The sequence below is a fragment of the Micromonospora sp. LH3U1 genome (genome assembly GCF_028475105.1).
Lineage (GTDB): Bacteria > Actinomycetota > Actinomycetes > Mycobacteriales > Micromonosporaceae > Micromonospora.
In genome coordinates, this window is the sequence record NZ_CP116936.1 from 4,263,465 (window position 1) to 4,276,862 (window position 13,398).

Sequence of the window (13,398 nt, forward strand, 5' to 3'; positions counted from 1 at the left end):
AGTCGTACGTCTGAGGCAGGATGTGCGCCATGACGACGCAACACCAGCACCTGGTCTACGGCCACGCCACGGCGCACGACTGCCTTGCCTTCGCCGACGCCGGCACCGCGACCGAGGAGGCCGCAGAGATCCGGGCGCTCGCCGCCGCGCGAACGTGGGGCGAGGCCCGCCAGGTCCGAATGACCCACCTGTGGAACCCCGCCGGCCCGGAGTACCACGAGCCGGAGGACGGGTACGCCGACGACAAGCCCTTCAACATCACCGAGGTGGCTGCGGTCGAGGACGGAACCTGGCCGCGGATGGTCACCGAGCAGGCGTTCACGGTGCTGCCGCAGGACCTGCAGGACCGGTACGGCAAGCGTCAGGCCACGGTCCATAACGGCGACTACCTCGAGATCCCGGTCGCCGGCGAGAGCGAACTGCTGGCCGAGCTGCGCCAGCGTGGCTACGAGGTGAGCCGCGACGACGAGCTGATCAACCTGCTCGACGGCTTCAACCTGGGCTCCCTCGCGGGCTGACCGTCGTCGGTTCAGTTAGCGGCGCCGCTGGGTCGGACTCCTGGGTACCGAACCAGCGGCGCATCCGCTTGGCCTACGGATGCTCACGTAATGGCGAGTGCGGCGGTCAGTAGCGGAAGGTCGTAGGGGGCGACCAGCCGCAGCGGCATGTCCGTCGTCCGGCCGTTCTCAGTGATGATGAGCGCCGTGCTCAACTGGCCGGCCTGCCTTCCACTGCTCAGCCGGTCGATCGCCTCGACCACGGTGATCGCCCGGGGTACCAGAACCGCATTCTCGCCCGGCTCTGCGAACCTCAGCACGTGGCTGACCGGTTCTTCCTCGGCGATGCCCGTGTTCTTGGTCAATTGGTCGGCGAGCCACCGAGCTATGGCATTTGTGGTCAGGACACCGGCGTAGCCGTCGCTGTCGTACACGGGCAGCTGCGAGAAACCGAGCGTCCGAACCAGGTCCAGCGCGATGCCTACCGGGTCACCCGGACGCACCGTGCGTACCTCGCCGTGAGGCAGGACGTACAGCGCCCGCGGTGGTTCGAGCATCAGCTGCCGGAGCCGCTCGATCTCCTGGACAACCGCCTCGACCGGCTCTGCGATCGGCCGACCACCGTAGTAGGTGCCGTGGCTGATCGCGTTCCGCAGCGAGGCGAACGCGACCAAGGCGCTCTTGTGTTGGCTCGGCAGTCGCCTCTTCTCGGCATATTCCCGAGCGAGCTGGGTGAAGCTGATGCGCTCGTCGGCCTTGAGGTGGCCTCTGATGTGCTTCTCAATGTCGTTGAACGCCGCGAGGAACCGCGAGCCGAGCGTCGTGATCGCCACCGGCGGAGCCTGCCACAGCCCAGGGCGCGTACCGGGACGGCCTGCGGTGCTGTTCACCTACTCACATGCCGGCGGCGCCCATTCGCTCCCCTCATCGGCGCAAGCGGCGGGAGCAGTCGCCGTCGTGGCCGTCGCGCAGGAGGCAGCGCCGACCGCCGGGCAGCCGCAGGTCGCAGAAGACCCGGTGGCGCAGGAACTGCTGGTCCTCGTCGGAGACGGTGGTCTCCCCCGGGTCAGCCATCGGCAGCACCAGCATCCAGCGACCGATCACCCGGGCCAGGCGTTGCGCGGCAGCCAGGTCATTGGCAACGACGGGCAGGTGGATGACGTAACGCTGGCTCATCGGGTGTGGCCCCGCTCGTTGCGGGCGCGGGCCTGATCGGTCTGCCAGCGACGCAGCCCGGCCTTGATCCGGGCGGTCTCGCGGCGGCTCTCCGCGAGAGCGGCGTAGACGGCGGCCATGCCGACGGCGACCCGGTCGAGGAAGGCGTACACGTCGTCGGGGTTCAAACCGCGACGTCCGAACCCGACTGGCGCGAAGCGGCGCTCACGGACCTGCCACGGCAACAAACTTGTGTACGCGGCGGAGCGGTAGGTAACGCCACCGCTCGCCGTCCCTGGTCGCTGGTTCTTGGCGTTCAGTCTGCCTGCCTTCCTGACGCGGAGGGGCGAGGGGTGTTCGGGGAAACACGGCGGCCGTTCGGGGGGACCGGCCGGCCGCCGTGCTGTGACCAGCCTGCGACAGTCCGCAGTGGAAACGCAACGTTCCAAACCGCAATTTCGCTGTTGTGCATTGACTTTCTTTGCTGAAACCCGTAGGAGCTGCAGGAGCGAGTCACGCAGTGTTGCGTGATGGAACCAGGGAGTGTGCGGATGCCCGAAGACATCGGATCGACCGTGCCGCGTCGGCAGCTCGGCCGGCTGCTGCGGCAGTTCCGCAACGAGGCCGGCGTGACGCTCGACGCCGCCGCAGAGGCCCTCGAATACAGCCGGCAGAAGATCTGGCGCCTCGAATGCGGCCAGGGATCGGTCCGAGTGCTCGACGTCAAGGCGATGTGCGAGCTGTACGGGGTGTCGCCCGAGATGACCGAGGCGATGCGCGGGCTGGCTGTGGAGACGAAGTCGAAGGGTTGGTGGCACGCGTACAGCGATGCGGTGCCGAACTGGTTCGAGCTCTACGTCGGCCTGGAATCCGCCGCTTCGCGGCTCAGAGGCTTCGACGAGTCTCTGATCCCCGGCATCCTGCAGACCAAGGGCTACGCCGACGCGCTGTTCCGACGCGGCAGGATCCTCAGCGACGAGGAGAGGGAGCGGGCCGTCCAAGTAAGGCTTCAGCGGCAGGCGCTCCTCGTCCGGCGGCTCCCTCCGGCGCCACGACTGGAGTCGGTGTTGTCAGAAGCAGTGCTTCGACGCACAGTCGGCGGCCCCAACGTCATGACCTCACAACTCGACCACCTACTCAAGGTGTCGGAGCTACCAAATGTGTCCGTCCGAGTACTGCCACTGACTGCGGGACCACACCCCGGCGCGGTCGCCGGTACCGTCATGATCCTCGACTTCTCGCCCACCAAGGGCGGCAGAGCAGCCCCGGAACCGTCGGTCGTCTACAGCGAGTCGCTGACCGGGGCGCTCTACCTCGACAAGCCTGACGAGTTAGCCGCGTACGAACGCGTCTGGGGAGGGCTGGATGCGATGGCCCTCGGCGAGGCAGAATCGAAAGACATGATCAAGAGGATCTCCGGAGAGTTGCGGCATGACTGACCTGACCGGCGCTGTCTGGCGCAAGAGCACCCGCAGCGGCGACAACGGCGGCGCCTGCGTCGAGGTCGCCGACAATCTCGTGGGTGTCGTCGGCGTACGCGACAGCAAGGACCCCACGGGTCCGACGCTGGCGTTCCCACCGCCAGCTTGGGCCGCCTTTGTCTCGGCCCTCAAGATCAGCGTTGTCACGCCCTGATCGGCGAATGCCCTACGAGTAGCTCGTGCGTCTCAGTCGTCGCCACTACCGAGAAACCTGTCGGTGCAAAGTCCAACCCCGCTCAGTGAGGGCCCATCGCCCACGTCCCGCCTTCTGCATCGGCAGCAGTAACCCCTCCCGAACCATCTCGCCGCGCTCGAATGACGTGCGGTTTTCCCAGTTGGCCTCGAAAGGTCGCTTGGGCGGCGAGCGCCAGTCGTCGTCAGTGAATTGGTCCTGGAACGCCTTCGCCATCGCTCGCAAAGCCGATCGCCGCTCCGCCGATCCACCCAGATCGCCTAGCGCCTGGATGAGCCAAAGGCGAAGCTGCGATTGTGGCGTCAGTGGCATGGAAACCCCCGTGATCAGGTGGATACGCCGGCTACGGCCGACGCGAGGTGACAAGAGGAACCACTGGAAGCTTGCCCGAGCTACGGCCCTTCCCAGTCCGGAGGCAGCGCCGAGGCCCAGGGATGGCCTGGCGGCAAACCGACCCGAGGCTCTTCTGCACGCTCCCGGACCCAATGGGGAAGTAGCACCGGAACGGAGCTGGTTGAGTGTTCCAGCAGATCCCAACGGCCCTCGTAACCCTTCCAGACCTCCGCGTTGATCCGGGCCTGCGCAAGCTTCGTGTTTCGGGTCCCGGGTTGCGCGTCTGGGTGGGTAAGCCAGTTGCGGTGAACAATCCACGTTGCTGCTGCCACATGGAGCCGCGGAACGATGTAGCAGGTGGGGCCGTGCATCAGGTCGCCCGTGAGAGCGATGAAGACGTACCACTCGTGGTCGAATGCTGGCGTGACGGCCTTCGCTCCAGGCATCCATGACACCTTGCCGGCTGGCGCGGCAGCCTTCACTTGAAGTTCGACCATACGGCGGGAGAGGGTACTCACGGCGAGGATGTCCGTGCGCTCAAGTCCTTCCCTGGTGAGGGTTGCGACCCAGCCCTGACGAGCCAAGGCATAGCAGACGTAGTGCTCACCACTCGCTCCGGTCAGCCTACGATCAGCCACTCTTCTCCTCCGCGCGCTACCGGAACTGCCGCTGCTGGGCGATTCGGATCCGCTCGCGCCACTCGGCCGATAGATCGACAACCATTACGTCCACGTGGTGAGCCTTTAGCGCAGCCGCGTACCAGGTCCGCGCCTCGGGCCGGAAGGACCGTGCCGCCTGCTCATCACTGAAGCAAAGAATCAATCGGTGATGGCCGCCCAACTCCCTACCGACGTGAATGAGCTTGAGCGCGTCCGTCAAGACCTTCTGCTTCTGCCCGCCCTTGGGCGGCCCCTGGTGCGCCCAGGCCTCCACAAGAGTCGGCGGGGCATGGCTCACACCATCTACGTCCACGTATTCGCCACCAGCAAGGTGAAGTCGCTTCGGGATGACCTCGTAGCCCAACATCTCGGCGAGCCCGTCCAGGATCGCCGTCTCTGCCTGCCGCTGCACGGCGCTACTTCCAGCGGGAACCTCCGGCAGTGGCTCTTCGTCACCACGAGTGGTAGCACTGGTTCCCGCAGCGAGCGGGGCCACCGACGTCCCAATCCGCTGAGCCATCTCGACAAGGCGGTAGCGCCCGCCGCCGTCGCGAATCAGGTCAGGGTAGCGGACAGCGTGGTGGGCTGGAGCATCCACGCACATACGCGAGACGACGTGAGCCCCTATCGTGCTCTCTGCGAAGGTGCTTCCTCTGCCGATCAGCAGGCGCACGACTTCCTCCGCAGTGAAGCTGCCGTCGGCGCTTCGGGCAGCCAATTCATGGGCAGCCTCGAGCACCTCATCACGACAGGTTCGGGCGAGCATGCCGCCGACCGTATCTCCCGGTGCACCAACGGGTACACAGCCTGTAGCACGATCCTTCATGACCGCTACGCCTGATCTTCTACGTACGTACGGGTCTGCTTGAGCACCAGCTCGACGGCCTCAGGTCGGGCGTCCGGTGGGTAGCCGTACCGGGCCAGCAGTCGCTTGACCTTGCTGCGGACCAGGGCCTGGGCTTGCTCCCGGATCCACCAGTCAACCGGCAAGTCCTGAAGCTCCTTGACGAGGTCCTTGGCGATCTGCCCCAGCACTCCGTCGCCAAGCAATTCCTTCGCTGACTCGTTCTGTGCGACAGCCGTGTAGAAGGCGTACTCATCCTCCGTCAGGCCGATCTCGGCAGCCTTGCCACGATCGGCCGAGACCTCCTTGGCCAGCGCGACCAGCTCGGCGATGATCTCGGCGGCTGTCAGCCCGCCCGAGGTGTAGCGCTGCATCATCTTGAGCAGCTTCGCGGTGAACCCTTCCTGGGCGACGACGTTGTGGGGGTGCGCCAACCTGACCTCGCGCTCGATCGCACGGCGCAGCGCCTCAATGGCCAGGTTAGGGCGCTGGCTTTCGCGCATTCGACGCATGAAGCCTTCGTCCAGGTGCGACAGGTCGGGGCGCTGAATGCCCGCCGCCTCATAGATGTCGACCACCTCGTCCACTGCAATCGCGCTCGCCGTGAGCTGCCGGATCGCCAGTTCCACGTCCGCCGCCGTCGCGAGACCCCGCTCCGCCCGCTCCTCGGCTCTGAGCTTGGCCAGATACAGGCGTACGGCTTCGAAGAATTCCAAATCCGTCCGCAGTGGCCGAAGCTTGTCCTCACGCGGGCAGTTACTGTAGGCGCGAGCAATCTTCCGTGCGGTGTCGGCGTAGCGATCGGCGAGGGTGGGCTTGCCCTCCTCCAGGTCTGGTTCGGGGCTTCGGAGGTAATCCACGACGTCGAGCGCGGCATGGTAAAAAGCACGCGGTCTGCCCGAGTCGCGCTTGGCCTTCCAGTTGATGCCATGAAGCTGGCTGCCGATAACGCCGTGCAGCTCAACCACCATGTCGACTGCGGCGCTGATGTCCCTCCCGATCGGTTTCTCGTCGATGTCGGTCCGGGTGTACTCGGCGAGCGCCTTGGTGAGGTCGTCGGCGATGCCAAGGAAGTCCACCACCAGACCGCTGGGCTTCTCGCCCCATCGACGGTTGACTCGGGCGAGGGCCTGCATCAACGCCGCCCCGCGCATCGGCTTGTCGAGGTACATCGTGTGCAGCGGCGGCGAGTCGAACCCGGTGAGCCACAGCGACTGAACAATCACCAGCTCGAGCGGATCGTCGGCATCCGTGGCTCGACGCTGGATCTTCTTGATCATGCCGGGCGAGCGGACGTGGGTGGCAATCGGCTCCTGGTCCTTGGCACTGCCGGTGTAAACCGCCTTGATCAGGCCTTCGTCGTCGTCTTCCCGGTGCCACTCCGAGCGGATCGCGGTGATCTCCTTGTAAAGGTCAGCTGCGACCTTCCGGGAGTAACAAACGATCATGCCCTTGCCGGGCTTGCCGGTCAGCTTGACCATCTCGGTCCGACGCCGTTCCCAGTGCTCGACAATGTCCTGGGCTAGCGTCCGCACCCGATCAGCGTGGCCGACGACATCCTCGTACTGCGCGAACGCCCGCCGGACGCGCTTGATCTCCTCCTCGTCGAGGTCGACGGTCAGGTCCTCGGCCTCCTCGTCCAGCTCCACCGGGTTTACACCCTCGGGAAGGTGCACGGGAATGTGCCGGTTCTCGTAGTAGACCCGCACCGTGGCGCCGTCACGGACCGCACGGGTCAGGTCGTACACGTCGATGTAGTCGCCGAAGACAGCACGGGTGTTTGCCTCGGCGTGGGAGATCGGCGTGCCGGTGAAGGCGATGAACGCCGCGTTGGGCAAGGCGTCATGCAGGTTCTTGGCGTAGCCGTCGAGAAAGTCGTAGTGGCTGCGATGCGCCTCGTCCACGACGACGAGCACGTTGCGCCGCTTTGAGAGTAGCGGGAAGTCGACGTTGGCTTCCTTGTCCGCCTTGGAGCGGTTGAACTTCTGCAGCGTGGTGAAGATGATCCCGCCGGACGGCCGATCCAGCAGGCGCATCAGCTGCTCCTTCGTGTCCACCTGCACGGGCGTCTCCGGCAGCAAATCGCTGGCCGCGAAGGTGAGGAAGAGCTGGCTGTCTAAGTCGATCCGGTCGGTGAGCACCACGATCGTCGGATTGCGGAGCGCCGGCTCCTTCATCACCTTCGCGGTGTAGTACGCCATCTCCATGCTTTTGCCGGAGCCCTGGGTGTGCCAGACGACACCAATCTTGCCGTCGCCGCCCACCGCGGTGATCGTCTTGTCGACCGCTGTGTTGACCGCGTACATTTGGTGGGCCTTGGCCAACCGCACCGTGTCGATCGCGCCGCCCCGCTCTCGAGAGAAGGCGGTGAAGTTGACCAGCAGGTCCAAGCAAAGCTTGGGGTTAAACGCCCCGCCGATCAGCGTCTCCAGTGCACGACCGTCAGTGACGTCAACAGGCTCACCGCGCTCGTCGATGTCCCACGGCGCCATGTGCTCCCACGGCGTGAACAGCGTCCCGATTCGAGCTGTGATGCCGTCGCTGGCGACGGCGAAAACCGGCACCGCGAGGGCGCTCGCGCCAAATTCACGCCGATAGGTCATCAGCTGGTCGTACGCTTCCCGGGTCCCGTCGGTCGCGCCAGCCTTCTTAAGCTCGAACACCGCCAGCGGCAGACCATTGACGTAGGCCACCACATCCAGCCGGCGTTTGCGGCGAGCATCCTTGATCGTCACCTGGTTGGCCGCAATCAGATCATTGCCGTACGGGTCAAGAAAGTCGATCACCCAAGCGGTGTCGGTGCGGTTCTGCCCCGACGCCGCGTCGACGTAGGCGACCTTCACCCCGCGCGTGAGCAACGTGTGCACGCGGTACCGCTCCGTGAAGGCGTCTGCCGACGTCCGCTTCTCGAACTCGGCCACCACCTCGTCCACGGCGTCATGCGGCAATTGCGGATTGATCCGCGCAACCGCCTCGCGGAGCCGGCCATACAGAACCAAGTCGCCCCAAGACTTCCGCGCGCCATCGCCCCTGCGCGACGGCGCCAACTCGGTGCCGGTCATGGGCTGCCACCACTCGCCAAGCTGGTCCTTGACGTGATGCTCCCACTCCGCCTCGGATTCGTCCTTCGGGAAGGCCGGGTCGTCCGCCAGGGTCATGACTTCTCCGCTGTTCGAAGGGCGTGGGCTGGGAAGTAGCTGCAGTTGCTAGGCAAGCGGAATGTCAGGCCGCGTCGGAGATCACATGATCCGCGTCCTCGACCCGCAGTTCCCCTGAGATCAGTTTCGGTAGCAGCAGGTCTCGAAGTTGGGCGAGAGCGATGCTCTCCTCGCGAGCCTGCTCAGCTCGCTCCACAAGCGACACAACCTGCTGCCTCGTCGTTTCATTGGTCGCCCTGGGGTCGACAACATCAGAAGCGAGGATTTCATCCGGGCGCACGCGTTGGTGGCTCTTCGACGTTCCCGTCACGCGTGCCGCAAGGCGACAGAGGAATTCACCCTGGCGAGCAACGGCCCAGAGTTCTGCGGTGGTGATGGTCGGATTTGGCAGAAGCACAAGAAACTCGGTTGACGCGAGCGCCGGCACACCGGCCTTTGGCTCAACGCGCCAGACTCTTGGAATATCCGGGTTGAGCTTTGACAGCAGGACACCTGGTTGATCGACCAGGAATTTTGCACTCAAGATCTTATCCGGGGAACAGATGTCCGGAACTTGGCCGTTGTCGAAAGCAGGAAGACTATAATGTGCGACCGCCGGAACGTTGAGGGTGGAAGGCATAACTTGCGATTTTCGCAAGCTGCACAGCGACGAGAGACTAGTTCGAGACGACCACCTCTCTTCAGAAAAGAGCGAAAGTGCCAACTCGCAACTCGTATCGGCGGTCCGCTGGTTGACCGCGATCTTGTCATCCAGCGCCCCAATCAAGGCACTTATCGCCTTCTGCTCACGCAAACCAGGAAGGCTAACAGAAATGCTCGCAATGTAATTGCGATTTAACGAAGGCTGGGCGCTCCCTGAGTCAAATCCCTTGAAGTCCAATTGCCGCAAAAGATAGTATACAAACCTAGGATCATTCCCTAAAAAATCCTCCACGAACAACGTCGTGTTGAGTGGCCAGAACCGCCCTGGGTAATAAGTAGCGACTCCAATAGACGAGCCACTGCGCCCAATTGTGACGCCAGGACCAGCAATCGGGCCTTCGTCGTGCCACCCACTGATTCCTGCTGAGCCCATGACGGGGTAGCAACCAGGCCGACGGACGGGTTCCGGCAGGTCGAATCCACGCTTGAGTCTTACGATCTTGTCCAGGGCTAGACGGCGCCGTTCAGGCATTGATCCTCCCGAACTGGTCGCGAATGACGGACTCAAGTCGGGCCGACTCCTCGAAGTGCACGAAGAGTTCTTTGGTCAAGCGAGCGATCTTCCCCTCGATCGGTTCGTCGTTGCTGGTGTCGACATCGGCGGCCCCGACGTAGCGGCCCGGCGTAAGGATGAAATCATGCTCGCGAATTTCGTCCAAACTTGCTGATTTGCAGAAGCCGGGCACGTCCGCGTACTCCGTCGTCTTACGGGTGCCGCGCCAAGCGTGGTAGATATCGGCGATGCGACGGATGTCCTCGTCGGTGTATTCGCGCTCGGTTCGGTTCACCATCACGCCCATACTGCGGGCATCGATGAGGAGGACTTCGTTGGTGCGGTTGGCAAGACGCTTCGCCCCTTGAGGGCTCTTGTCTCGGGAGAGGAACCACAGACAAGCCGGGATCTGGGTGGAGCGGAACAGTTGGCTGGGAAGCGCGACCATGCAGGCTACGAGGTCGCCTTCGACCATGGCTCGGCGGATGTCGCCTTCACCGGACTGCTTGCTGGACATCGAACCGTTGGCGAGCACAATTCCGGCTCGCCCCTTCGGAGAAAGCTTGTGGGCCATGTGCTGCAGCCACGCGTAGTTGGCGTTGCCAACCGGTGGTATGCCGTATTCCCAGCGCGGGTCCATGACGAGCCGGTCGCCGCCCCAGTCGGAGATGTTGAATGGCGGGTTGGCCATCACGACGTCGGCGCGCAGGTCAGGGTGCTGATCCTCGTGGAAACTGTCTGCCCACCTGGTGCTGAGGTTGGCTTCGATGCCGTGGATGGCGAGATTCATTTTCGCCAGCCGCCAGGTGTTCTGGTTGAGCTCCTGACCGAACACCGAGATGTCAAATGCCTTGCCACCGTGGGTCTCGATGAACTTCTCGGCCTGGACGAACATGCCGCCGGAGCCGCACGCCGGGTCGTAGACCCGCTCGCCGGGTTGCGGTTCGAGGATCTCGACAATGAGCTTGACGATGCTCTTTGGGGTGAAATATTCGCCGCCGCGTCGGCCCTCGGCGAGCGCAAACTTCTCCAGGCAGTATTCGTAGACCTCGCCGAGGACATCTCGGGCGCTGCGGCGCTTGCCGTCAGCGTCGAACTGGTCGCGGAAACGGAGCTTGTGGATCAGGTCGACGAGTTCGCCGAGGCGCCGCTCGTCGACACCTCGGCCGTTGTAGAGGCCCTGCGGCAGGGCACCTTTGAGGTCCGGGTTGGCGTCGCCGACGGCCTTCATCGCGCCGTCGAGGAGTTGGCCGATGCTGGTCTGACCGGCGGCGGTCTTGGCGCGATGCGCGAGAGACTCCCAGCGCGCGGCTTGCGGCACCCAGAAGACGCCGCGGCCGGCGTACTCGTCCTGGTCCTCCAGCAGTGCGGGCCGGTTCGCCTCGGGGATGCCGTCTGCCTCCAGCTCAGCTTCGATCTGCGCCCGCCGCTCGTCGAACGCGTCCGAGGTGTACTTGAGGAAGATGAGACCGAGCACGAAGTGCTTGTACTCGGCGGCGTCCATGCTGCCGCGCAGCTTGTCGGCCGACTTCCACAGGGTGTCTTTCAGGTCAGCCGATTGCGGCTCTACCGGCTTGCGCGCGCGTGGGGGCACTATGTCGTCTCCTCAGATATTCGTGTTCGACGTCTTGGGCTTGAAGCGCAGGTTCATCGCTCCGTCGGCGACGCCGGCGGCGATACGCTGACGGACCAGATCCAACGCCGAAGCCTGGTTGCGGGCTTGCTCTGCCAGGTCGTTGAGCATCATGGACGCCTGATCGAGGTGGCCGTAATCGACCGCGGTCAGTACGGGGATCTCTAGCTGGTGCAGGGTCACGCTGCGCACGCGTGGGCCGGTGCGTGCGGCGTTGCGCGCCGCGCCGAGCAGGGCCGCCAGCGCGTATGGCCCAATCCATGCCTGCTGGGGCTCATCACGGTAGAGCGACGAGTGTTTGACGTAGCCGGGGATGCGCAAGCCTTGTACGGGGGTGAGCAGGACACTGCCGCCGATAGCGTCGACCATGACGCGAAGCTGGTCGCCGGCCATGACGACCACATCGCCCGGTTCGGTGATCGCGGCTGCGGCGTACTGTCCGAGGGTCAGAACGTCGATGCGACGCTCGCCGACGCGCACCTCTCCGAGCAACTCTTCGCGACCGAGAATCCGTTGTCCGCTGCGACCCAGGTCAGCATCGGGTATGCGATGGCCCGGCAGTCGGATGAGCTGCCGGCCGCGTAGCAGCTCGCCGACCGTGCGGTATGCGATGCCCTGCGCGCGGGTGGTCACCCCGATCCGTTCCAGCGTGGTGATCGCGTCATCCGGGGACATCTTGAAGGTTGCCGCCGCGGACTCACGTGCCCGCATCGCCTCCACTACGAGGTCCTCAGGTGCCGCGTTGGGTGCCAACAGATGTGCCGGCAGGAGCGACCGCCTGCCCATTAGCTCGGACACGGGAATCGCCGCGAATGGCTCAGCTTCGCGCGACTCTCGCGACCCGCACACGAGCCGCGTTGTCTGTTCGATCCATGACCTGCCGTACCGGAACCGGACCAGATCGGCGTCGCAGACAACGACGTCTCGCGTCGTGTCGCCCTCGTCGGGTGCCAGCACCAGCAGCACAAGGTCCGTGCCGCCGATGAAGCGGTGAATGTGGCGGGGCAGTTGGATGATCGCGCGGACGCAGCCTCGACGCACGAGTTGCTCGCGTACCCACGTCACCGGAAGTCGACGCGACGTCCCCGTGCGCGTCAGCGTCCATTCTGGCACGACGGCGAACCCAATGCCCTCGTCGCTGAGACACTCCGCGACTCGAGAGGCCCAGGACAGCGGGTGTTCCTCATGGTGTTCTTGCTCGCCGGGCTGGAATGGCGGGTCAACAAAGACAAGGTCCGAACCCGAGAGGCTGCCCGTCTCCTGCCCGTCTGTGAGGACCGTGACCGCGTGGTGGCCGTGGCAGAAGAGCCTCAGACGCAGCCACCTTGCCGTCACCGGGTCTGCCTCGGCGCACCGGATCTTGCGTGGGCGACCGGCGGCCATCATGGCGGTGAGCATCTTCCCTGGGCCGGCCGCGAGATCAGCTACGGCAAGCTCGGCGAGATCTCCCAGCATCTCGATCGCCAAGCGCATGATCAGGTCGCAGATCTCGGCGGGCGTCTCAACCGGGCCACCGGACCAGCCACGACGACCAGCTGCGGAAAGCACCTCCTCGGCCGCGGCCGCCGCACCAAGCCCTGACACCAGACGCTCGACATCATCAAGCATCGACAACGCGCTTTGGCCTCGAGCGCTGACATGGCTGAGCAGGCCGATGAGTTCGGGGTGCTCAGCCTCGGCTTTGACGCACAGCTCCGCGAGAGCGGCAAGGTCGGCGGGCAGTGGGCGTTGATGGGCCACTCTCAGCGCGATTAGCTCGAGCGCGACGTCGGCAAATGTGTCGGGATCGAGCTGGGTCTGATCGAGACTGCCACCACGGTCCATGCTTGCCCGGAATCTGTCTCCATAGGTGATAGCCGCTGAGCCACCCTCACGCGGAGCCGGCACTGGCCGATGGTCCAGCCACCGGGCTACTTCATCCGAGTCAAAGAGTGGCTGCCCAGACGGACCGCCTATCGGGTCAGGAAAGTCAGGATGTCGGCGCCTCCAGTTGCTGACGCTCGGACGGCGCACCTGGGCAAACCTGGCGATCTGCCCCAGCGTGACCGTCGACGACATTTGTCCCCACCTCCTCCCACCCGTCCGGTTGTCCGCGCCGCGACACTACCGACGAAGAACGAACTTGAGCAAGCCTAGTTCGGTGATAAGGGGGGTTATCTGACCCAACCGTAGGAGCGCTGATAGCTGGGTTTCTCACGACATGTTGTCGTGTTTCTGTGGGCCTGCCGCTCTTATGAGATGCGGCACCGG

12 protein-coding genes are annotated in these 13,398 nt (G+C 64.7%); 3 read left to right on the forward strand and 9 right to left on the reverse strand.

Annotation, left to right across the window (positions count from 1 at the left end; genetic code table 11):
- The first annotated feature begins 29 nt into the window (after positions 1 to 29).
- Positions 30 to 518, forward strand: a complete 489-nt coding sequence (locus tag PCA76_RS19550) for a hypothetical protein (protein ID WP_272611893.1) — start codon at positions 30 to 32, stop codon at positions 516 to 518.
- A gap of 83 nt (positions 519 to 601) precedes the next feature.
- Here PCA76_RS19550 and PCA76_RS19555 read toward each other — a convergent pair whose 3' ends face one another.
- From PCA76_RS19555 to PCA76_RS19565, 3 genes are all read right to left on the reverse strand, one after another.
- Complete coding sequence (locus PCA76_RS19555) at positions 602 to 1,330, reverse strand: CBS domain-containing protein (RefSeq protein WP_272611894.1); 729 nt, start codon at positions 1,328 to 1,330, stop codon at positions 602 to 604.
- A 91-nt stretch (positions 1,331 to 1,421) separates the two neighbouring features.
- The gene (locus tag PCA76_RS19560) at positions 1,422 to 1,673 is read right to left on the reverse strand and encodes a hypothetical protein (RefSeq protein ID WP_272611895.1); all 252 of its coding nucleotides are present in this window, start codon (positions 1,671 to 1,673) and stop codon (positions 1,422 to 1,424) included.
- Positions 1,670 to 1,972, reverse strand: coding sequence for a DivIVA domain-containing protein (locus tag PCA76_RS19565; protein WP_272619478.1), 303 nt, complete (start codon positions 1,970 to 1,972; stop codon positions 1,670 to 1,672). The genes PCA76_RS19560 and PCA76_RS19565 overlap by 4 nt, the downstream gene beginning before the upstream one ends.
- A 231-nt stretch (positions 1,973 to 2,203) precedes the next feature.
- Here PCA76_RS19565 and PCA76_RS19570 point away from each other — a divergent pair, with 231 nt between their 5' ends.
- Both PCA76_RS19570 and PCA76_RS19575 read left to right on the forward strand, forming a co-directional pair.
- Complete coding sequence (locus PCA76_RS19570) at positions 2,204 to 3,091, forward strand: helix-turn-helix domain-containing protein (protein ID WP_272611896.1); 888 nt, start codon at positions 2,204 to 2,206, stop codon at positions 3,089 to 3,091.
- Positions 3,084 to 3,287 (forward strand): DUF397 domain-containing protein, encoded by a 204-nt coding sequence (locus PCA76_RS19575; protein ID WP_272611897.1) that lies wholly within the window; start codon positions 3,084 to 3,086, stop codon positions 3,285 to 3,287. The genes PCA76_RS19570 and PCA76_RS19575 overlap by 8 nt, the downstream gene beginning before the upstream one ends.
- A gap of 431 nt (positions 3,288 to 3,718) precedes the next feature.
- Here PCA76_RS19575 and PCA76_RS19580 read toward each other — a convergent pair whose 3' ends face one another.
- The 6 genes from PCA76_RS19580 to PCA76_RS19605 all read right to left on the reverse strand — a co-directional run bounded on the left by PCA76_RS19580 (position 3,719) and on the right by PCA76_RS19605 (position 12,972).
- On the reverse strand, positions 3,719 to 4,297 hold the full coding sequence (locus tag PCA76_RS19580) for a hypothetical protein (protein WP_272611898.1): 579 nt from the start codon (positions 4,295 to 4,297) through the stop codon (positions 3,719 to 3,721).
- 16 nt (positions 4,298 to 4,313) lie between these two features.
- Positions 4,314 to 5,084 carry a DUF7669 domain-containing protein gene (locus tag PCA76_RS19585; RefSeq protein ID WP_272611899.1) on the reverse strand — a complete coding sequence of 257 codons (771 nt, stop codon included), beginning with the start codon at positions 5,082 to 5,084 and terminating at the stop codon, positions 4,314 to 4,316.
- Positions 5,085 to 5,149: 65 nt separating this feature from the next.
- Positions 5,150 to 8,320, reverse strand: coding sequence for a type I restriction endonuclease subunit R (locus PCA76_RS19590; RefSeq protein WP_272611900.1), 3,171 nt, complete (start codon positions 8,318 to 8,320; stop codon positions 5,150 to 5,152).
- Positions 8,321 to 8,384: 64 nt separating this feature from the next.
- Positions 8,385 to 9,494 carry a restriction endonuclease subunit S gene (locus PCA76_RS19595; RefSeq protein ID WP_336298002.1) on the reverse strand — a complete coding sequence of 370 codons (1,110 nt, stop codon included), beginning with the start codon at positions 9,492 to 9,494 and terminating at the stop codon, positions 8,385 to 8,387.
- Positions 9,487 to 11,109 (reverse strand): class I SAM-dependent DNA methyltransferase, encoded by a 1,623-nt coding sequence (locus tag PCA76_RS19600; RefSeq protein WP_272611901.1) that lies wholly within the window; start codon positions 11,107 to 11,109, stop codon positions 9,487 to 9,489. The genes PCA76_RS19595 and PCA76_RS19600 overlap by 8 nt, the downstream gene beginning before the upstream one ends.
- A gap of 12 nt (positions 11,110 to 11,121) precedes the next feature.
- Positions 11,122 to 12,972 (reverse strand): hypothetical protein, encoded by a 1,851-nt coding sequence (locus PCA76_RS19605; RefSeq protein WP_272611902.1) that lies wholly within the window; start codon positions 12,970 to 12,972, stop codon positions 11,122 to 11,124.
- Between the last annotated feature and the right edge of the window lie 426 nt (positions 12,973 to 13,398).